General features: G+C 42.1%; 19 protein-coding genes. 12 read left to right on the top strand and 7 right to left on the bottom strand.

Features of this window, described 5'->3' with window-relative positions:
- The first annotated feature begins 222 nt into the window (after nucleotides 1-222).
- From NXR94_RS04110 to NXR94_RS04095, 4 genes are all read left to right on the top strand, one after another.
- On the top strand, nucleotides 223-2,457 hold the full coding sequence (locus NXR94_RS04110) for a sodium-translocating pyrophosphatase (protein WP_258103313.1): 2,235 nt from the start codon (nucleotides 223-225) through the stop codon (nucleotides 2,455-2,457).
- Nucleotides 2,458-2,612: 155 nt separating this feature from the next.
- A complete protein-coding gene (locus NXR94_RS04105; RefSeq protein WP_258103312.1) occupies nucleotides 2,613-3,809 on the top strand; it encodes an ectonucleotide pyrophosphatase/phosphodiesterase in 1,197 nt (398 codons plus the stop codon).
- Between the two features lie 19 nt (nucleotides 3,810-3,828).
- Nucleotides 3,829-4,188, top strand: coding sequence for a DUF2784 domain-containing protein (locus NXR94_RS04100; protein WP_258103311.1), 360 nt, complete (start codon nucleotides 3,829-3,831; stop codon nucleotides 4,186-4,188).
- Between the two features lie 53 nt (nucleotides 4,189-4,241).
- Nucleotides 4,242-5,681: an L-serine ammonia-lyase gene (locus NXR94_RS04095; RefSeq protein ID WP_258103310.1), complete on the top strand. Its 1,440-nt coding sequence runs from the start codon at nucleotides 4,242-4,244 to the stop codon at nucleotides 5,679-5,681.
- On the opposite strand, the gene NXR94_RS04090 is transcribed toward NXR94_RS04095, so the two are convergent.
- Nucleotides 5,682-6,374 (bottom strand): NUDIX domain-containing protein, encoded by a 693-nt coding sequence (locus tag NXR94_RS04090; RefSeq protein ID WP_258103309.1) that lies wholly within the window; start codon nucleotides 6,372-6,374, stop codon nucleotides 5,682-5,684. It lies immediately after the preceding gene.
- Between the two features lie 130 nt (nucleotides 6,375-6,504).
- On the opposite strand from NXR94_RS04090, the gene galK reads away from it, so the two are divergent.
- The gene (galK, locus tag NXR94_RS04085; protein ID WP_258103308.1) at nucleotides 6,505-7,668 is read left to right on the top strand and encodes a galactokinase; all 1,164 of its coding nucleotides are present in this window, start codon (nucleotides 6,505-6,507) and stop codon (nucleotides 7,666-7,668) included.
- Between the two features lie 56 nt (nucleotides 7,669-7,724).
- Nucleotides 7,725-8,909, top strand: coding sequence for a mannonate dehydratase (gene uxuA, locus NXR94_RS04080; RefSeq protein ID WP_258103307.1), 1,185 nt, complete (start codon nucleotides 7,725-7,727; stop codon nucleotides 8,907-8,909).
- A 69-nt stretch (nucleotides 8,910-8,978) separates the two neighbouring features.
- Here uxuA and NXR94_RS04075 read toward each other — a convergent pair whose 3' ends face one another.
- From NXR94_RS04075 to NXR94_RS04055, 5 genes are read right to left on the bottom strand one after another with little or no spacing between them, the layout of a single operon-like run.
- Nucleotides 8,979-9,908 carry a DUF2167 domain-containing protein gene (locus NXR94_RS04075; RefSeq protein ID WP_258103306.1) on the bottom strand — a complete coding sequence of 310 codons (930 nt, stop codon included), beginning with the start codon at nucleotides 9,906-9,908 and terminating at the stop codon, nucleotides 8,979-8,981.
- A 56-nt stretch (nucleotides 9,909-9,964) separates the two neighbouring features.
- Nucleotides 9,965-10,354 carry a VanZ family protein gene (locus NXR94_RS04070; protein ID WP_258103305.1) on the bottom strand — a complete coding sequence of 130 codons (390 nt, stop codon included), beginning with the start codon at nucleotides 10,352-10,354 and terminating at the stop codon, nucleotides 9,965-9,967.
- 48 nt (nucleotides 10,355-10,402) lie between these two features.
- Nucleotides 10,403-11,803, bottom strand: a complete 1,401-nt coding sequence (gene creD / locus NXR94_RS04065; protein WP_258103304.1) for a cell envelope integrity protein CreD — start codon at nucleotides 11,801-11,803, stop codon at nucleotides 10,403-10,405.
- A gap of 52 nt (nucleotides 11,804-11,855) precedes the next feature.
- A complete protein-coding gene (locus NXR94_RS04060) occupies nucleotides 11,856-12,146 on the bottom strand; it encodes a transcriptional regulator (protein WP_258103303.1) in 291 nt (96 codons plus the stop codon).
- A complete protein-coding gene (locus NXR94_RS04055; RefSeq protein ID WP_258103302.1) occupies nucleotides 12,143-12,760 on the bottom strand; it encodes a hypothetical protein in 618 nt (205 codons plus the stop codon). Before NXR94_RS04055 ends, NXR94_RS04060 begins: the two co-directional genes overlap by 4 nt.
- A 364-nt stretch (nucleotides 12,761-13,124) precedes the next feature.
- Between NXR94_RS04055 and NXR94_RS04050 the strand changes: the two genes are divergently transcribed.
- Complete coding sequence (locus tag NXR94_RS04050; RefSeq protein ID WP_258103301.1) at nucleotides 13,125-14,147, top strand: LacI family DNA-binding transcriptional regulator; 1,023 nt, start codon at nucleotides 13,125-13,127, stop codon at nucleotides 14,145-14,147.
- 7 nt (nucleotides 14,148-14,154) lie between these two features.
- On the opposite strand, the gene NXR94_RS04045 is transcribed toward NXR94_RS04050, so the two are convergent.
- Complete coding sequence (locus tag NXR94_RS04045) at nucleotides 14,155-15,066, bottom strand: flavin reductase family protein (protein ID WP_258103300.1); 912 nt, start codon at nucleotides 15,064-15,066, stop codon at nucleotides 14,155-14,157.
- Between the two features lie 248 nt (nucleotides 15,067-15,314).
- On the opposite strand from NXR94_RS04045, the gene NXR94_RS04040 reads away from it, so the two are divergent.
- Genes NXR94_RS04040 through fucP form a run of 5 tightly spaced genes read left to right on the top strand, consistent with a single transcriptional unit; the run spans nucleotide 15,315 to nucleotide 19,937 of the window.
- Nucleotides 15,315-16,082, top strand: a complete 768-nt coding sequence (locus NXR94_RS04040) for an SDR family NAD(P)-dependent oxidoreductase (protein WP_258103974.1) — start codon at nucleotides 15,315-15,317, stop codon at nucleotides 16,080-16,082.
- A gap of 9 nt (nucleotides 16,083-16,091) precedes the next feature.
- On the top strand, nucleotides 16,092-16,940 hold the full coding sequence (locus NXR94_RS04035; RefSeq protein WP_258103299.1) for a fumarylacetoacetate hydrolase family protein: 849 nt from the start codon (nucleotides 16,092-16,094) through the stop codon (nucleotides 16,938-16,940).
- The gene (locus tag NXR94_RS04030) at nucleotides 16,927-17,766 is read left to right on the top strand and encodes an amidohydrolase (RefSeq protein WP_258103298.1); all 840 of its coding nucleotides are present in this window, start codon (nucleotides 16,927-16,929) and stop codon (nucleotides 17,764-17,766) included. Before NXR94_RS04035 ends, NXR94_RS04030 begins: the two co-directional genes overlap by 14 nt.
- Nucleotides 17,767-17,795: 29 nt before the next feature.
- The gene (locus NXR94_RS04025) at nucleotides 17,796-18,596 is read left to right on the top strand and encodes an SDR family oxidoreductase (RefSeq protein WP_258103297.1); all 801 of its coding nucleotides are present in this window, start codon (nucleotides 17,796-17,798) and stop codon (nucleotides 18,594-18,596) included.
- An 18-nt stretch (nucleotides 18,597-18,614) separates the two neighbouring features.
- Nucleotides 18,615-19,937 carry an L-fucose:H+ symporter permease gene (gene fucP / locus NXR94_RS04020; RefSeq protein ID WP_258103296.1) on the top strand — a complete coding sequence of 441 codons (1,323 nt, stop codon included), beginning with the start codon at nucleotides 18,615-18,617 and terminating at the stop codon, nucleotides 19,935-19,937.
- Nucleotides 19,938-20,021: the final 84 nt, after the last annotated feature.

The following is a 20,021-nucleotide window of genomic DNA, read 5'->3' as shown; positions in this document are numbered from 1 at the left end:
CAGTTTTTTATTTATGGGGGTATTGCTTTTGTGAAAATTTTCAGTTGCCGCAACGGTAGAAAAACAGTGCATACGACAAGGAAAGTGTCCGGTCTTTAATGGTTTTAATAACTGTGTGAAAATCACACAGTTATATTCTGGCTTGAGAAACTGATATAAGCGTTTTTATAGTATGCCAACTCTTATATCTTTGCGAATCTTTTAAAAAATCAACTTTATTAAATGTCTTATATAATTTATCTGGTGCCAACGCTTGCACTGATTGGAATACTCACAATGATCGTGAAATCCATTTGGGTAAATAAGCAGGAAGCGGGGGATGCCAAAATGGCGGAGATCGCACAGCATATCAGAGAAGGTGCTCTTGCCTTTCTGCATGCAGAATATCGTGTGCTGGCCATATTTGTGGTGCTTGCCGGTTTGCTTCTTGGACTTGTTTCGACTATTGTAGAGACCACACACTGGTTTATTGTAGTAGCTTTTGTTATTGGCGCAGTATTTTCAGCCCTTGCGGGAAACATCGGAATGCGAATAGCTACCGCGTCAAATGTACGTACCGCACAGGCAGCAAGAACCAGTCTTCCTTTTGCTTTGAAGGTTTCTTTTACCGGAGGAACGGTAATGGGTCTTGGTGTTGCCGGCCTAGCCGTTTTTGGGTTGAGTGTTCTTTTCATTGTGCTTTTTCAATGGTTTATGGCTGGTACCTGGACTTCTACGGATGACATGACAATGATTCTGGAGGCGTTAGCAGGTTTTTCTTTGGGAGCAGAATCAATTGCATTATTTGCTCGTGTAGGCGGAGGTATTTATACTAAAGCGGCGGATGTTGGTGCTGACCTTGTAGGTAAAGTAGAGGCTGGTATACCTGAGGATGACCCAAGAAACCCGGCGACAATTGCGGATAATGTAGGAGACAATGTAGGGGATGTAGCAGGTATGGGAGCCGATTTATTTGGTTCTTATGTGGCGACTGTGTTGGCCTCGATGGTGCTCGGTAACTATGTGATAAGAGATATGGGTGGAAGTATCGATGATGCTTTCGGAGGTATTGGTCCGATATTATTGCCATTGGTAATTGCCGGGATGGGAATCATCTTCTCAATTATCGGGACTTTGTTTATTAAGATTTCAGATAATTCTGCTAGAGAGGCCACCGTGCAAGGTGCTTTAAATAAAGGAAACTGGAGTTCGATTATACTGACAGCAGTGGCTTCTTACTTTGTGATCGATTTGATACTTCCGGAAACAATGCAAATGAAATTGTTTGGAGAAGGTATTGTTTCGATTGCCTCTATTAGTGTTTTCTATGCTGTATTAGTTGGACTGGCAGTTGGAGGTTTGATTTCATATTTCACAGAATACTATACCGGGTTAGGAAAGCGACCAGTATTGAATATTGTTGAAAACTCATCTACTGGTGCAGCGACAAACATTATTGCAGGACTGGCAACAGGTATGATTTCTACTTTTGCGCCAATCATCTTATTTGCAGGTGCCATTTGGGGCGCTTACGAGTTTGCTGGATTTTATGGGGTAGCTATCGCAGCATCAGCGATGATGGCAACCACTGCGATGCAGCTGGCTATTGATGCTTTCGGTCCAATTGCAGATAATGCCGGTGGTGTGGCTGAAATGAGTGAGTTGCCAAAAGAAGTTCGTGAAAGAACTGATATTCTGGATTCCGTTGGAAATACTACTGCAGCGATAGGAAAAGGCTTTGCGATAGCGTCCGCAGCATTGACAGCATTGGCTCTTTTTGCTGCATATGTGACTTTTACTGGAATAGACGGTATCAATATTTTCAAAGCGGACGTGTTGGCGGCGCTATTTATTGGAGGAATGATTCCGGTTGTCTTCTCTGCTTTGGCGATGCAATCCGTAGGGAAAGCTGCTATGGAAATGGTGAAGGAAGTGAGGAGACAGTTTAAAGAAATACCTGGCATCATGGAAGGAACCGGAGTGCCGGAATACGGAAAATGTGTAGATATTTCTACTCAGGCTGCGTTGAAAGAAATGATGCTTCCAGGGGCTATTACTATCATCACACCTGTGATTATTGGTTTCTTGATGGGACCTGAAGCTTTGGGTAGTTATATGGCTGGAGTGGCCGTATCTGGTGTGCTTTGGGCTATTTTCCAGAATAACGCCGGTGGTGCATGGGATAATGCTAAAAAATCATTTGAGGCTGGTGTAGAGATCAATGGTGAGATGACTTATAAAGGATCTGACGCACACAAAGCAGCGGTTACAGGAGATACCGTAGGTGATCCGTTCAAAGATACTTCTGGACCTTCAATGAACATTCTGATCAAATTAACCTGTCTGGTTGGATTGGTAATTGCACCAATTCTGGGTCAGGTATATGGTTCTGGTGAGCATGCAAACTTGAAACAGGAAGAAGTGAAGGTTGAGGTGTTGGAAAATACAGACACCGTAGCCATAGAAGATCAGAAATAAGATTTCTAATGAATATTTTGTTGAAAGACCCCGGGGACTTAGTGCCTCGGGGTTTTTTGTTGAACTAAGTACCGCCCAAACCGGAGTAATTTCACTCAAATAAAATTTTCACTAACTGTTAAGTAGTTTTAAGATTTGTTCCCAATTTTGAGAACATGAGAATACCTTCGGTTGCGTGCCTTCTGGGATTACTAGTCACACTTCTGTCTTGTTCTGAAGACAAAAATCACTCGGATCAGCCCTATGTTATTCTGATCTCCTTTGATGGATTTAGGTATGACTATGCTGAAAAATTTGGGGCAAAGAATATTATCGAATTTGCACAGAAGGGTGTAAGAGCAGAAAGAATGATCCCTGCATTTCCTTCCAAGACTTTTCCTAATCACTATACTCTTGTGACTGGCTTGTATCCAGATCATCATGGGATTGTTGCGAATGCCTTTTACGATAGAAAACGAAATATATGGTATGAGGTAGGTGCGCCGTCTATGTATGATTCATCTTTATATGGCGGAAAACCTTTGTGGTTGCTGGCTAACAAGCAAAACATTATTTCTGCGTCCTATTTTTGGCCCGGTTCAGAAGTTGCGATAGATGGAATTCGCCCTGAATATTTTAAGAAATACGATGAAAAGGTCCCGGGAGAAGATAGATTTGGTCAGGTGATCGAATGGTTGAAATTACCTGAGAAGGATCGCCCACATTTCATTTCGCTGTACTTCTCTCTTATCGATAATATGGGACATCGGTATGGACCTGAATCGGTGGAAACGAGAGAGGCGGTACTGACCATGGATTCACTATTTGGGATATTCATTGATGATTTGAACAACCTGGAAATAGCGACCAATGTTGTTTTGGTTTCTGATCATGGCATGTCTCCGGTGAAATATGGGGCAGTGTTGCCAGAAATAGCAGATCTGGAGGGGTGCCTTATTTCTGATTCTTACCCACCGATGATTTATTGCGCAGATACATCGAAGGTAGAACAGGTTTATAAGTCTCTAAGGTCAGATGATCGTATTGAAGTCTACCGGAAAAATGAAGTTCCCGATCATCTACATTATGGGTATCATGAAATGGTTGGCGATTTGGTCTGCTTATCGACCTCGCCCGTGATCCTGCTCGATGAACCAAGGCGGGTATATGGTGGTAATCATGGATTTGATCCTACCAGAGACATTAATATGTCGGCATTTTTTGCAGCTTCTGGTCCAGCGTTTAAATCCGGAATAGAAATCGGCCCATTTGAAAACATTCATATTTATCCCATGCTGGCGGAAATACTTGACCTTAGTATTCAGGACAGCATAGATGGTAGGATAGAAGTGCTGGCACCTATATTGAAATAGTTTCAGAAGCCAAGGTATCATGATTTTCCTGGATTATTTCTTAACAATTTTTCATTCACTTTTCATCCTGTTTGTCCTTGCAGGTTGGGCGTTTCCTCAAACCAGAAAAGTGCATCTACTGGCACTTATTTTAGTACTGGCTGCCTGGGTTGTATTAGGGTTTTTTATTGGAACCTGGGGCTATTGCCCGCTGACGGACTGGCACTGGGATATCAAGCGATCACTAGGTCAGGGAGATCTCCCGTCTTCTTTTGTGGAGTATATTCTTGAGCAACTTTTTAGAACGGATCTTCCTTCCGGGTGGGTGGATATTGGGACAGTGGCAGGATTGGTATTTTCAATTGCCATGGCTGCCTATCAAAATACCATTCGTAAATAATCGCTAGAGCTTTCTTTATAAATCTTCGATATTTCGTTTTCGTTTAATGAAGCATGGAAGCGATTAGCATATTCGAAATCCTGAAAATTGGCATTGGCCCATCAAGTTCTCATACCCTTGGTCCCTGGAAATGCTCTTTAAGGTTCTTGAATGAGCTTCAGGAAAAGGGAGTGATCAAGAACGTTTCGCGAGTTCGTGTTACCCTCTATGGTTCCCTCGCATTAACTGGGAAGGGGCATGGGACGGATGTTGCGGTGATGATGGGTTTAACTGGTGCAGACCCCGAGACCGTAGCACTTAATTTGGTGAAGGAAACACCTAAGGATGCTCGAGATCATAAGGGGCTACAATTGAATGGAAACCAGAAGATCATTTTTGATCCGGAGGAGGATATTCTATTCAGGAAAAATGAGCGCCTGGAATACCACTCCAATGGGATGAAATTTTCAGCTATTGATAGCGCTGGAGGACTCATTTGTGAGTCGGTTTACTATTCGGTAGGTGGAGGTTTCATCTTGCATGAATCTGAGACCAATGCTCAAAATGGAGAAGAGGAGGAGGATGTTCCTTCTGTTCCTTACCCGTGTGTTAATTCAGGTCAGCTGCTTGGACATTGTGCAGGCTTTGATGATATCAGCTCGATGGTATTTCAGAATGAATTGATTTGGAGAAATCGCGATCAGATCAACAAAAGGTTAGATAGGATTTGGCAGGTGATGAAAGAATCTATTTATCAGGGGTGCCAGACAGAAGGGAAACTGCCGGGAGGTTTGGATGTGTCCCGAAGATCCTTTGCATTAAATAAAAAACTTATTCGTAGTGAGCATTATTCTGATGCCGATACCTGGGTGAAATTGATCAAGAGTCAGAAATATGAATTTTCAGATATCATAAAATGGATTGGGTGTTTTTCTATGGCGGTAAATGAACAGAATGCCAGCTTTGGAAGAATTGTCACAGCGCCAACCAATGGCTCCGCCGGGGTGATACCGGCAGTCTTGTTATACCTGATTTGCTTTGGAAAGCAGGATACAAGCGAGCATGACATAAGGAGGTTCTTACTGACTGCAGGTCAAATTGGTATATTGTTTAAGTTGGGTTCCACTCTTTCTGCGGCCATGGGCGGTTGCCAGGCCGAAATAGGAGTGTCGTCAGCAATGGCAGCCGGAGCACTAACAGAATGTTTGGGAGGTACCCCGCAACAAGCAGTAATGGCTGCGGAAATGGCTATGGAACATCACCTGGGGTTAACATGCGATCCTGTAGGCGGGCTGGTTCAGATACCCTGTATTGAACGTAATAGTATGGGAGCTGTTAAGGCCGTAACTGCGGCAAACATCGCCATGGACAGCGATCCTGAAGATGCGAAAGTGTCCCTGGATAATGTGATCAAGTCAATGTGGGAAACGGCTAAAGATATGAATAGCAACTACAAGGAAACATCTCTTGGAGGATTGGCAGTAAATGTTTCTGTGCAGGTGTCCGAGTGCTAATTAAATCTTTAGATCAAGGTGATATCCTTCTTTACTTAACTGCTTGTATTTTTCACTATCAAATTTGTAGAGGAAGGCTCCTTTTCTAGACGACGACTTATCTTTTTTGTCCAGCTTGATCAGTAATTCAGTTTTGAGAATTTGCTTTCTGAAATTTCTATCATCTACTGAACCACCATAAATGGTGTCATAAAGTTGTTTGAGTTGAGGAAGCGTAAATTCCTGTGGCAATAATTCAAAACCTATAGGCTTTAGCTTGGCATCAGTGATAAGCTCCTGCCTTCCCAAATTAACCATTTCTTTATGGTCTAGAATTAAATCGGGAAGCTCGCTCAATGAGAACCATCTGGCACCATGAATCTTAGCCTTATCTTTTTTGAGGTCATGAATTTTGATCAGGCTCCAATAAAGTACGGAAACCACACGCCCAGCAGGGTCGCGGTTCACATTACCAAAAACCTGAAGCTGTTCAAGAAAAACATTGGAAAGGCCGGTGAAATTATCAAGGATTCTAACCGCCGCATTTTCAAGGTTTTCCTCTTCTTCCACAAACCCCCCGATTAAGGACCATTCCCCTAAGAAGGGTTCAACTTCCCTTTTAAAGAGCAGTACTTTTAATTCGCTGGCATTGGTGTCATACCCAAATACCAGACAATCAACACTCACCCAAATTTTAGGAGCTAAGTAAGTCATAATTAAAAGAGGTAATTGTGATTCAGAATTGTAATATACAAGCCTGAAATAAAATCATATTGACAAATATACATCATATTAAAATAACCGTTATATTTACGGTTATAATTTAGCAACAACCCAAGTAATTATGAATTCAACTATCGTTGAGGCGGTTAAAGAAGCCTTTCAGGAACATTTTGGTCAGGAACCTGTACTTTTCAATTCCCCGGGTAGAATCAATCTTATTGGTGAGCATACAGACTACAATGCTGGTTTCGTTCTTCCGGCTTCTGTAGGGCAGGGTATTTATTTCGCCGTTTCGCCATCTGGTTCAGACACTGGCTGTAGCCTGGTTTCATTGGATTTTGATGAACGCTATGATTTCGATCTTTCCGAATTAAAGCCTTTGTCTCAGAATTCATGGCAGAACTACATCTTAGGTGTGGTGGCTGAGATCCAAAAGGCTGGAAAGCGTGTTCAGGGTTTCAATATGGTTTTCAGTGGAGATGTGCCAAGGGGTTCAGGGATGTCCTCTTCAGCAGCATTGGAGTGTGGAACATGCTATGCACTTAACACCATCTTTTCTCTTGGTTTTGAAAGGGTTGATATGGTTAAAATGTCACAACTCGCTGAGCATAATTATGCTGGTGTGAAATGTGGTATTATGGATCAGTTTGCAAGCATGATGGGCAAAGCAGATCAGGTTTTGTTGTTGGATTGCCAAAGTCTGGATTATCAGTACTATCCTTTGCAGTTGGAAGATTATTCACTGTTGCTGTGCAACTCTAATGTTAGTCATAACCTGGCTAGTTCAGAATACAATGTTCGGAGAGAACAATGTGAAAGTGGGGTGGCGGTCCTTCAAACCAAATATCCTGAGATAGCATTCCTTAGGGATGCTTCCCTTGAGCAGCTAGAGGAAGTGAAAGGCGATATGGATGAGGTTGTTTACAGGAGATGTAAATATGTGATTGAGGAAAACGAGCGTGTGATATCCTTTACCCAGGCGCTTTCAAATGGAGATTTAACCGGAGCAGGAAACTTACTTAAGGTTGCTCAGGAGGGCATGAGATATGAGTATGAAGTAACATGTCCTGAAATAGATTTTATGGCCGATTTTGCTAACTCAAGAACAGATGTACTTGGAGCGCGAATGATGGGCGGGGGCTTTGGCGGATGTACGCTGAACCTTATCAAAAAAGGATCTGAAGATCAATTCGTTGAGGAGCTTTCAGAGGCTTATCAGCAAAAGTTCAATATGCAAATGACTCCAATTCAAGTACAATTGGAGGATGGTTCTCGCAAGTTGTAATTCCGGTTTTTGAACTTTATCTGAGTATGTTTGCGCCATAAAATGGCGCAAACATTATGAATGGATTGGAGCAAACATGGCGATGGTACGGACCTAATGATACCGTCTCTCTGGCACATATTAAAATGGCGGGTGCGACTGGCGTAGTGTCCGCGCTGCACCATATTCCTAACGGGGAGGTATGGACCGTTGAAGAGATTGAAAAGCGGAAATCCGAGGTGGAAGCTGGGGGACTAGTCTGGTCCGTAGTGGAGAGTATCCCTGTTCATGAGGACATAAAAAGACGTTCCGGTAACTATCAGGAATACATTCAGCGCTATCAGCAGAGTATTCGTAACCTGGCAGCCTGTGGGATAGACATTGTCTGTTACAACTTTATGCCTGTTCTGGACTGGACTCGTACCGATCTGGCTTATGAAGTCGCTGATGGCTCAAGGGCTTTGAGATTTGATGCTGTCGAGTTTGCTGCTTTCGAACTGTTTTTGTTGAAGCGGCCGGGAGCAGAAGCCTCTTATACCGAAGATCAAATTTCCAAAGCTGAGAAGGTCTTTGCTGATATGAGCGAAGCCTCCAGACAACAACTTGTCAATAATATTATCGCCGGTCTTCCCGGAGCAGAGGAGGGTTACTCGCTGGACCAGTTTCAGACTGTTTTGGATTCATATGCTGAGATTGGAGACGGTCAGCTTCGTGAGAATCTTTATGCCTTTTTGCAGGAGATCATTCCTGTGGCTGAAGAAGTTGGGGTGCTCATGGCCATTCATCCGGATGATCCTCCATTTCCTATTTTGGGACTTCCAAGAGTAGTGAGTACCGAGGCAGATGCGAAGCAATTAGTGGAGGTTATCGACAGTCCTAGTAACGGACTTTGTTTCTGTACGGGCTCATATGGAGTCAGGGCAGACAATGACCTTTCCGGTATGGTAAGTCGTCTGGGACATAGGATGAATTTTATTCATCTAAGAGCGACCAAAAGAGATGATGAGGGCAATTTTCATGAAGCAGATCACCTGGATGGAGATGTGGATATGTATGCTGTGATGAAGGCTTTGGTGGAAGAGCAGGAGAGAAGAGTTTCGGAAGGCAGAAAAGATATTCGTATGCCTATGCGTCCTGATCATGGACACCAAATGCTCGATGATCTGAACAAAAAAACCAATCCGGGGTATTCGGCGATAGGCAGATTGAGAGGGCTAGCAGAGCTCCGCGGACTAGAACTGGGGATTAGGAGGAGCAGGTAACTCTTATGGATGTATAGATTATTGAGATAGAATCAAAAGCCACAACCAGTACTGGTTGTGGCTTTTGATTTATGTGATATCTCGGGTCTCTTTTCCGTACCAGACCTTTTTGATAAAGGCTCCAATAGCTGCGAAACCAATTAATATGAATTTCCAAAACTTCGCCAGGAATAGCCCAACAACTTTAAGTATTCCGGCCTTTGCTGCCAGCTTCCCGGCCACCAAAGCTCCAATACCATAAGCAGCTACCTTATCGACTGAGGGGTCAAAGTCAAAATAGGTGTTTCCTTCGGAAAACTCAATCTTACTCAAGAGGGTCTGCATCGCAGGCTTGACCATTTCTAATTGGTCCATGCCAGCTACGGCATTCAGCTGGAGAAATCCTTCTCTACCTAGTACCCTGATATCATAGTTGAGCGTGTGGATTTCACTTCCATCAAAAGCGAGCTCTTTTGCCCAGTGTAATTTTTTGCTGTCCTGATCATAGTAAGGGGATTCAGCCCATCCAATAACCTCGTATCCTGAGTATCCTTGCTCACGTCGAATTTCGTTTTCTTCCGCTGCTTCTTCTTGCATGGTTTCCAGAAGTTCCGCGTAATCAATGTCAGATGCATCATCATCTTCCACGTGTCCATCTTCATCATAATAAAGAACGACACCCCATCCTTCAGGTAGGTACGGGTTAACAGAGTCCGGGAAGATCATCCCAAGTGTTTCCTGAGGCGGGTTTCCCCATGCCTCCGAAAGAATTTTGTTAGCCTCATTCGGGTCCAGGTACTTAAAGTCATCTCCAAGATTAACCTCAGCCAGTCCGTCTCCCAGTTTAATATTTCCATGCTGGTAGGCTAGCATCGAGTCCATTGCATAAGCTTCTTCATAATAGGCAATGAGTTCTTTTATTGCCGCACTATCGAGTCCAAGTGAGTCTTCACCCTGTGCCATGACAAATGAACATGGCAGTAGCCCAATTAAAATTGATGTGATTAAATAATATTTCATACGGTTAGGTTTAATGTTTTGTAAATAATTACATCTCGCCATTAACCGCAAATTGATCAACTATAAATTTTGAATTTTTTTGTTGAGGTGGGAATGAAGGAGCATACTGAAATCCCTAAAAAGTCAAAAAGCATATCAACCAGATCAAAGGATCTGGTTTCAAGAAATAGTTGGCTGAACTCTTCTGTTATTGCGAAAAGAGCAATGGCCATTGAGCCAATCAATATTGTGCATTTTAAGACTCTAATCTTTTTGAAATCAAGTGCAAAGTTGGTGAGGAGTGCCAGGACCCCGAAGGCCATAAGATGACCTAATTTATCACTTTGTGGAAGTCCTGGAGCCAGGCCCTGCAATGTATTTGTTCCGTATATATCTGCAATCAAAATGATGAAGCAGACGAATGTCAAGAATATTGAAACAGGTAAAATCTTGAAATATTTTTCCATTGTGCTAACTGTTTAATCGGCCCGGAGATTAATCCGGGCTGATTGTTCTTAATTAAAATTTGTTTGTAGTTGGTACCAATTAATATTTCGAGTGAAATACATCGTAGTGCTCAGGATAAGAGATAGTCCTATGCTACCCATTAAGAGTGCATAATCTGCCAGTTGGATGGTCACAAACAAAAAGCCGTAAATACCGATGAGCGTAGCCAGAAGCACTAAGGCAAGTTTCTTGTTTTTGAATACACTGAGCGAATAAGAACAGATGGATGCTATGGTGATCATAGAGGACATTGCGTAAGCTAGATTGAAATCAATGTGTTCTGATATAGAAATAAGCAGGACATAAAATAGACAGAGTGCCAGGCCAACCAGGGTATACTGGAAGGGATGTATTTTTCTATTGTTAAGGATTTCGACAAGGAAGAAGACCAGAAAGGTTAATGCAATGGTCATAATGGCATACTTGGCCGACCTCATTGCTTTTTGATAGTCGTCAAGAGCTAAGATCAGGTTTACTCCGAAGGCAGCATTTTTCAAGCTACTGGCATACTTGTTATCAATCCAACTTTGAGGGAAGTTCCTGTTCAAATGTAGAATTTCCCAATCCGAATTGAATCCACTATCTGATACTGAACGGCTGTCCGGTAAGAACTTTCCCTCAAAACTCGGCGACGACCATTCAGATTGTACTTTGACTTTGGTTATCCCTCCAACCGGAACAAACGAGATGTTTCCGCTGCCCTGAAGGTTCAGGTTGAGTGAGAATTCGATTGGCTTTTCGAGGTTTTCGGATAAGTCGGGCAGTTCCACGGTAATCCCAGACGGAACCATTTGAGGAATTCTTGATCCGGGTTTTGGGTACAGATGCTGTTTGTTAAATTCAATTTTCAAGGCTTCGTTGATACCCCTTAAATCAGATATACCTAAAGTGAGAAAGGCTTTGTTCCAATGGATTGATTTCAACCCTTTTGGGTCAATGTCCGGATTAATGATGAAGTGGCCTTCTATTTTGGAGTCCGACCTGTACACGATGATATCATAGATTCCTCTGTGCAGCTGCTCTGTCTTTAATGTACCATCGACATAGAGCTCTTCAGGAAGAATATGGAGAAGTCTGGTTTCTTCATGCTTGATAATTTCTTTCACTATCTCCGTTCTGATCTCTTTGCCATCCTTGAATTTTACTTCTTTTTCAACTTCCTTATCGAATTCATAGAGTAATGGAATACTAATAATAGGGCCATTGATTGTTTGTTCATTGGCCCATTTCGAACGAACCTCCTGATTGGCCTCCTGATTGATTGTTTCCCTTTCTTCGATCAGAGACTTTACGTAAGAAGTTGGAATTAGGAGAAGCAGAATAAGTGAAAGAATTAAGATGAGCTTGATTGAAATGGTGTTTTTCAAAATTGATTGTGCTCTGTCTGGGATAGAATGTTCATTTTTCATTTATATATTATTTAAAAGTACTTTGTAATTCAAAGTTTATGCATAAAATTTTTTATTTGAGTAGTTGTTCTATGGCCTTGATATGCTTCATGAATGCCTTTTTTCCAGCCATGGTTGCTTTATATTTTGTGTTGGGTTTTCGGTTGATAAACTCCTTTTTGACACTGATATATTCATTCTTTTCAAGGGCTTTCAAGTGGGAGGCCAGGTTGCCATCGGTCACATCAAGTAGCTCTTTCAAATTATTAAAATCCAAATGATCGTTGACTACGAGGGCAGACATGACTCCCAGCCGAACCTTATTTTCAAAAGCCTTATCTAAATCTTTGAGGATATTTTTCACGATCCGTATTTGACGTGCATGACTATACCATATATGATGTGAAGGACACCAAATCCTACTGCCCACAAGATTAGTCCATATCCAATAAACTGGCATCCAAATAACCCCAGGAGTATTTCAAGTATACCCAGACTTCTGATATCAGATAGGGTGAATTTGCTGGCATTAACAAGTGCCAGTCCATAGAAAAGTAACGTTAGAGGTGCGATCAAACCAATGAAACCTTTGAATAGTAAAATAATGCACAAAGTACCTCCTGCTATTAAGGGGATAGCCAGATTTACGATGAGTCTTCTGGACTGACTGTCCCATAGTTTTTGGTTGTGTTTGCGAGCTTTCTTCTGAGTAAAATAGATGCCGCTGACAATTGACAGGATTAATACTCCGGAGGCAATCCCAATTAATGTGAGAACAGTTTGCTGATTGAGAATGGCCTTGCGATAGCTGAGGTAATTCTGGTCAAAGTACACGGTTTGATAGGCGAGGTAGGCGCCGATCAATGCAAGGCATCCGGCAAGTACACCGGATATTCCGCTTAACGAAATGAAGCGAGAGGAGCGCTCCATGATTGACTTGATGTCTTTTAGATCTTCGAGGTATTTTTCTTTTGTCATTTTAAAGTACTTTGAATTTCAAAGTAAATATACGAATCTTATTTTGACAAGGTTTAAACGATTAAGTAGAAAGATTTTTTCTCGAGCAAAAGTCATTTTACATCTGATCAGTGTATCACTTCATTCAATTGGCTCTTTAATAAGTCATAAGATCAATTTTATTACAGACTTTGTGTAATCGTTTGTATTTTACTGGAATTATAAGACTATAAATAGTGTAGCAGTATTTGGTGTTATCAATTTTTAAGCTGTAAAGGCTTAACTTTTAGCTTGTTAAGGTGATTATCCTTTGATCTGTGCAACAAAATGAATATTGTTGCGCAGAAAATCAGAAAAGTCAACCAACCTGCTTTACAAGAATATTATGAAAAATAAACAGACTACCATTAATGATTTGGCCCGGGAGTTAGGGGTGACCCCATCAACCATCTCTCGTGCGCTGAATGACCATAGTAGAATTAGTGATGCTACCAAAAAGAAAGTAAGGGAGCTTGCTAAAAAGATGAATTACCGCCCGAACATTATTGCCTCTAGTCTAAGAAGGGGAAGGGGCTCTACCATAGGGGTAATCGTACCGCAGATCAACAGATATTTCTTTGCGAACGTGATTCACAGCATTGAAGAAGTATTAAATAAGAAGGGGTATAATCTTTTAATATGTCAGAGTAATGAAACTTTGGAGCGTGAAAAGCTTAATGTAAAGACGTTACTGGATAGTCGTGTAGATGGGATCATTATGTCCCTTTCCAGCCAAACCAATGATTATCATCATTTGCAGCAAATTTTGGATGCTAATACCCCTTTGGTGCAGTTTGACAGGGTGGCGATGGATGTGGAAACGAGTTATGTAGTCAATGATAATTACGACATGGCCTATGAGGCTGTGAAACATTTGATTGATCAGGGATATACTAAAATAGCTCATCTGGCGGGTCCAACGACGCTCTCTATTTTCTCTGAAAGAATGAAAGCTTATCGTGATGCCCTAAAAAATCATGGACTGGATTTTAATCCACTTTACATGCAGGAGGCTATTATAGAGGCAACCGGAACAAAAGCAGCCAAGGAATTGCTCACCATGGACGATAGACCAGATGCGTTCTTTTGCTCAGGAGATTATTCAGCTTTGGGAGTAATGAATGTTGCTTTGGACATGGGGCTGAATGTTCCTAAGGATTTGGGTATAGTAGGTTTTGCTAATGAGCCTTTTACCACCATGGTTCGACCACAAATTTCATCTGTAGACCAGCATAGTTCTGATCTTGGAACACAAGCCGCTAAATTAATGGTAGATCACGTTGAGTCTGAGGAAGAGATCATAAAAACGGAAACTCATCGGTTCAGAGGGGAATTGATCATTCGGGAATCAAGCCTTAGAAAAGAATAATAGTAGATCAGATTTGATCTACTATCATCAATGTGGCAAGCGCATCTTCAGTTTTGCCTGCAGCAATCAAACTTTTACCAAGTTTGTGTATGCCGTCTTTGATCATGTCTCGCTCGGTTTCGAATTCAAGGAATAGCTCCTTTACTTCATCCTGATTCATAGCGCGATCAATTTTTTGGCTATCTGGTAACGATGCAGATGAAGCCAGCATATCCAAATCTTTTTGACTTAGAATATTGCTGTTTCTGATACTCTGGGAGAGGCTTTGAATACCAATGCCTGTCGTATTGTTATAATCTTTATGTAATTCAAATAGCGCCTCTGGTGTGGTTTTGCAGTAATAATCATCACCCAGACGTCCTACCAAATCGAGCTTACTTGAATTCGGAAGATCGGACGGTTCCATCGCAGATTCGGAAATGTTTATTTTCAGAATTCTAGCCAGCACGAGATTTCCAGCACCTTCCTGATCACCCAAAGAAATTATTTGATCGACTTTACATTCAAATGAGACCGGTGATTCAAGAACGCTTGGTGGGGTGACTACCGATGAGGCTTCAGGGGTAAGCTCTGCCTTTACAAACTCATCTACTCCTTTGTCATATTCTCCACTGGTCAGGTACATTTTATCAGCGATCTCATAATTGACCATATTGATTACCAGTTCGGGTACCTCCCTAAGGTTCTCCAATGTATTTTTTTCCAATCCGCCTTCTTTCAAAGTAGGAGAAAACACAAGAACAGGGGGAGTTGTGGAAACAAAGCTGAAGTAGCTAAATGGACTTAGGTTTACTTTACCATCCTTATTAACCGTGCTGACAAGGGCAATTGGCCTTGGCGCAACCGTGGACTTTAATATAGCTTCAATTTGAGTGTTATTTAATGAAGATATGTCAAAGGTTTTAAAGGACTGGCTCATATAATATAATGTAGGTTTATGAAAAGAATTTGAATGATTCGGACGGTGAAAATCCTTACACACTCAAAAATAAGACTCAGATGTTTCTGAATTCAAAATTGGTAACTTTTTTACAAAATTGTTTACATAATCAATTCGAGAACGATTGATTATGTTAGGGTGATGGTGATTCTTTAGGTTTGTCTGTCCAGATCGTCCATTTTTTTTGTAACATTGAGCTTTTATCTAAATAAGCAATGACTCAACCCATATTTAGCCTCGAAGGGAAAAAGGCAATTATTACCGGCGGCGGTAGCGGAATTGGAAAGGCAATAGCCAAGCTTTTTGGTAAGCAAGGTGCATACGTTTGTATTCTTGATTTTAATGAAGAGTCAGGAAGGGCCGTAGTCCAGGAAATAATTAATGAAGGCGGTCAGGCAACTTTTGCTTTTTGTGATGTTGCTAAGCCCGACAGTGTTTCAAAAGCTTTTAAGGATGTACTCGGAAATGACTCCCTCGATATACTCGTTAACAATGCGGGTGTTTCTCATATTGGAACTGTAGAGTCAACGACGGAAGAAGACCTGGATAGAATTTACCAAATCAATATCAAAGGTGTTTACTTAAGCACGAAAGAGGCAATACCCTATTTTAAAACTGGAGGTGCTATTCTCAACCTAGCATCGATAGCCTCAGTCGTCGGTTTATCAGAACGGTTTGCCTATAGTATGAGCAAGGGGGCGGTTTTAACCATGACTCTTTCTGTTGCGAAGGATTATTTAGATAAAGGCATCCGGTGTAATTGTATGGCACCGGCCAGAATACATACCCCATTTGTTGATGGATTTCTCAATAAGAATTATCCCGGCAGAGAAGCAGAAATGTTTGAAGCTTTGTCGAAAACCCAACCAATTGGAAGGATGGGAAAACCGGAGGAAGTGGCTGCGTTGGCGCTTTACCTTTGCTCTGATGAGGCATCTTTCATTACAGGCTCATGCTATCCAATTGATGGTGGATTTATTACATTAAACTCATAATAACTTACAATGAAATTATTTAGACACGGTGTGGCGGGTTCGGAAAGACCTGGTGTAATGGTAGATGATAAACATTATGATCTGGGTGATCATATCAATGATATAAATGAGGATTTCCTTGCCGATGAGGGAATCTCAAAAGTAGCTGCTCTGGTAGAGAGAGGTGGACTTAAAGAAATTTCGCCTGATCGGTTTGGGTCGGCAGTTCATCGTCCTGGTAAAATCATTTGTATTGGTTTGAATTACAGGAAGCATGCCGAAGAGAGCGGTATGGCCGTGCCGACCGAGCCGGTAGTGTTTTTTAAAGCTTCATCATCAGTAGTTGGGCCAAATGACAATATTATAATTCCAAAAGGGAGTGAGAAGACTGACTGGGAAGTGGAATTGGCAGTCGTTATTGGAAAGAAGGCTAGTTATGTATCTGAAGAGGAGGCACTTGATTATGTTGCCGGATATGTGTTGCATAATGATGTCAGTGAAAGGGCTTTTCAACTGGAGCGTGGAGGGCAATGGGTGAAAGGGAAAAGTTGCGACACTTTCGCTCCGCTTGGACCATACCTGGTGACAAAGGACGAAGTAAAGGACCCGAACAACCTAAAACTTTGGTTGACCTTGAATGGTGAAAAGGTTCAGGATGGCAATACCGATGATTTCATTTTTAACGTACAGGAAGTTGTGAGTTATCTTTCTCAATTTATGTCTTTACTTCCTGGTGATATTATTTCTACAGGTACCCCTGAGGGGGTAGGGCTCGGGATGAAACCACCGAGATATCTGGTGCATGGAGATGTGATAGAGCTTGGAATAGAGGGATTAGGCACTGCTAAGCAAAATGTAGTGGCTTATGAAAAGCTCTGATTGGCGCATTGATGCACATCAGCATTTCTGGCATTATGACCCTATCAAGGATGCCTGGATAGATGAGATCATGAGCAGGATCAAACAGGATTTTTTACCTGAAGATCTTGAGCCAGTTCTCAAATTAAATGATATCGATGGTTGTGTTGCCGTTCAGGCAAGTCAGACTGAGTTGGAAACGGAGTTCCTGATTGGGCTGGCTCAACGACATGATATTATCAAGGGCGTCGTCGGCTGGGTGAATCTTTTGGCTCCTGATTTAGATGAACGGTTGACTTATTATTCAAAAGACCCTTACCTGAAAGGAATCAGGCATGTGGCCCAAGGAGAGTCAGATGATTTTCTGTCCCGAAAGGATGTAAAAGAAGGAATAGGTAAATTGGGTAAGTATGATCTGGTCTACGATATCTTGATATTCGAAAGGCAGTTGCCCGCAGCGATCGACCTGGTCAAGTCGTGCCCGGATTTACCTTTTGTTCTGGATCATATCGCTAAACCTTTGATAAAGGATCAGGTAATTAGTCCGTGGAAAGAAAACATAAAGGAGTTGGCGGCATTCGACAATGTCATGTGCAAGGTTTCCGGAATGGTAACAGAAGCTGATTGGAAGGGGTGGAGAAGAGAGGATTTCGAGCCTTATCTGGATGTAGTTTTTGAGGCCTTCGGTGCTGATAGAATTATGTTCGGATCAGACTGGCCTGTATGTCTTTTAGGCGGCGAATATTCGGAAATAAAGGGCATTCTGTCCACCTACACGGAATCTTTTTCATCAGAGGAAAAGAGGAAAATATGGGGAGCGAATGCTGTCAGGTTCTACAAATTATAACGAAACAACATTACCCAAATTATTCCATCATGGAACTAAATCTTAGAGGAAAAGTAGTTGTGATCTCCGGTGCCGCAGGTATACGTGGCAGCATTGGAGAAACCATACTGAGAGCACTGGCTAAGGAGGGCGCACTTCCTGCCATCATTGATCGCAACGATCGTGGATTTGAATATCAGAAGGAATTACAGGAGCAAGGTGTTGATGCCCTTTTTGCTCAGGCAGATGTTACAGATCATGATCAGATCAAGTCTGCTGTGGAGCGCATCATAGAGAAGTACGGAAGAATTGATGTCGTCATTAACAATGTTGGAGTCAATGATGGTGCAGGTCTTGATAACACGTATGAGGCCTTTGTGAATTCATTAAAGCTCAATCTGATAAGTTATTTCTGTGTGGTGAAATATGCGTTGCCTGAATTGATCAAATCTAAGGGCAACATTCTCAATATTGGGTCCAAGGTAGCTTATACCGGCCAAGGTGGCACCTCTGGATATGCCGCCTCTAAAGGAGGGGTGTTGGCACTTACCCGTGAATGGGCAGTTGATCTGATCAAACATCACATCAGGGTTAATGCAATAATAGTCGCGGAGAGTTGGACGCCGGCTTATGATAATTGGCTGAAAACATTGGAAAATGGAGAAGAGAAACTTCAATCTATCGTTAGTAAAATCCCATTTGAACAACGTATGACCACTCCGGAAGAACTAGCGGATACAGCACTTTTCCTGATTTCTGATCGGTCGTCTCATACCACCGGTCAGCATATTCATGTCGATGGTGGCTATGTACATCTCGATCGTGCTTTGCTTACTTCTAAAGAACAGTAACCCAATATTTATTAACTCATGAAAGAAAAAGACTCTACCCCGGTCGTCAGCAAGGAATATCTTGTGCCGTTTATTTTAGTGACCACATTATTTGCGCTGTGGGGGTTTGCAAATGATATCACCAATCCAATGGTGGCCACTTTCAAAACGGTAATGGAAATTTCCAATACGCAAGCCTCTCTGGTGCAGTTTGCATTTTATGGAGGATATTTTACCATGGCGATTCCTGCGGCATTGTTTATCAAGAAGTATACATATAAGTCAGGGATTCTCATGGGGCTGGCACTTTACGCGGTAGGGGCTTTGATGTTCTATCCGGCAGCAAGCTTCGAGATGTTCGGCTTGTTTCTTATCTCATTATACATACTTACGTTCGGACTGGCATTTCTCGAGACCACTGCCAATCCGTTTATTCTGGCCCTTGGTGATCCAAAGACAGCTACAAGGAGGCTTAACCTGGCACAGGCCTTTAACCCAATTGGAGCCTTACTTGGACAATTTGTGGCGATCAACTTTATATTGGTGGCCTTAAGGTCATCAAATGGTGATTTTTCCGCTTTGGAACTGGCGGAAAAAGCAGTAATCCGGACCCATGACCTGATGCTGATCAGAAATCCCTATGTAGTTCTTGGTCTGGTAGTCGTGGGAATTTTGGTGGTCTTCTTTGTTTCCAGGATGCCTACGAAAGGAGATAAAGTTCATGACCTGAATGTAGGAGAGTCATTTAAGCGCTTGTTTGCTAATTCAAAATACATGTTCGGTGTGGTGGCTCAAATGTTTTACGTGGGGGCTCAGATCATGTGTTGGACCTACATCGTTCAATACGGTGAAAGCATCGGTATGACCAAGGCGGAGGCGCAGAGCTACAATCTGGTAGCTACTTCGATGTTTTTGGCCTCACGTTGGATTTGCACTTTCTTACTGAAATACATCAGTGGACCAAAGCTTATGATGATATTCTCATTTGGAGCTATCATAATGATGCTAGGTACTATTTTTATCGGAGGTACAGCTGGGCTTTATACGCTGATAGGTGCCTCGGCATTCATGTCACTGATGTTCCCGACAATCTACGGAATAGCGCTGGATGGATTAGGTGAGGACGCTAAACTGGGTTCGGCCGGTTTGGTGATGGCCATCGTCGGAGGTGCAGTGATGCCTGTTTTGCAGGGAGCGATACTCGATTTTGGAGGGCCAGCGTATGACGATTTGTTAATTCTTGGGGTTCCCGAAGTTAATTTTTCCTTTGTGCTGCCTCTTGTTTGTTTTATCGTGATTGTGTTTTACTCCCTGTTTGCATCTCGTCAATCAAAAGGATCCTTGGAGTCCACACAGAGCTAAATCATAAGGTTTTTTAAAAACTATGACTTTGTATGAATAATGATTCAAAGTCATTTTGTATGTTTGTAAGAACAATCGATTGCA

This window comes from Marinoscillum sp. MHG1-6, from assembly GCF_024714475.1.
Taxonomy (GTDB): domain Bacteria; phylum Bacteroidota; class Bacteroidia; order Cytophagales; family Cyclobacteriaceae; genus JAMZMI01.
Note: the sequence above shows the minus strand (reverse complement) of the source record. Positions and strands in the feature narration are given on the sequence as shown.

Coding starts and splice junctions, on each gene's coding strand:
- galK (WP_258103308.1), top strand. CDS start 6,505: ATGAATTCAACTATCGTTGAGGCGGTTAAAGAAGCCTTTCAGGAACAT.
- NXR94_RS04025 (WP_258103297.1), top strand. CDS start 17,796: ATGGAACTAAATCTTAGAGGAAAAGTAGTTGTGATCTCCGGTGCCGCA.
- creD (WP_258103304.1), bottom strand. CDS start 11,803: ATGAAAAATGAACATTCTATCCCAGACAGAGCACAATCAATTTTGAAA.
- NXR94_RS04045 (WP_258103300.1), bottom strand. CDS start 15,066: ATGAGCCAGTCCTTTAAAACCTTTGACATATCTTCATTAAATAACACT.
- fucP (WP_258103296.1), top strand. CDS start 18,615: ATGAAAGAAAAAGACTCTACCCCGGTCGTCAGCAAGGAATATCTTGTG.
- NXR94_RS04110 (WP_258103313.1), top strand. CDS start 223: ATGTCTTATATAATTTATCTGGTGCCAACGCTTGCACTGATTGGAATA.
- NXR94_RS04050 (WP_258103301.1), top strand. CDS start 13,125: ATGAAAAATAAACAGACTACCATTAATGATTTGGCCCGGGAGTTAGGG.
- NXR94_RS04090 (WP_258103309.1), bottom strand. CDS start 6,374: ATGACTTACTTAGCTCCTAAAATTTGGGTGAGTGTTGATTGTCTGGTA.
- NXR94_RS04095 (WP_258103310.1), top strand. CDS start 4,242: ATGGAAGCGATTAGCATATTCGAAATCCTGAAAATTGGCATTGGCCCA.
- NXR94_RS04075 (WP_258103306.1), bottom strand. CDS start 9,908: ATGAAATATTATTTAATCACATCAATTTTAATTGGGCTACTGCCATGT.
- NXR94_RS04070 (WP_258103305.1), bottom strand. CDS start 10,354: ATGGAAAAATATTTCAAGATTTTACCTGTTTCAATATTCTTGACATTC.
- NXR94_RS04030 (WP_258103298.1), top strand. CDS start 16,927: ATGAAAAGCTCTGATTGGCGCATTGATGCACATCAGCATTTCTGGCAT.
- NXR94_RS04035 (WP_258103299.1), top strand. CDS start 16,092: ATGAAATTATTTAGACACGGTGTGGCGGGTTCGGAAAGACCTGGTGTA.
- uxuA (WP_258103307.1), top strand. CDS start 7,725: ATGAATGGATTGGAGCAAACATGGCGATGGTACGGACCTAATGATACC.
- NXR94_RS04105 (WP_258103312.1), top strand. CDS start 2,613: ATGAGAATACCTTCGGTTGCGTGCCTTCTGGGATTACTAGTCACACTT.
- NXR94_RS04100 (WP_258103311.1), top strand. CDS start 3,829: ATGATTTTCCTGGATTATTTCTTAACAATTTTTCATTCACTTTTCATC.
- NXR94_RS04055 (WP_258103302.1), bottom strand. CDS start 12,760: ATGACAAAAGAAAAATACCTCGAAGATCTAAAAGACATCAAGTCAATC.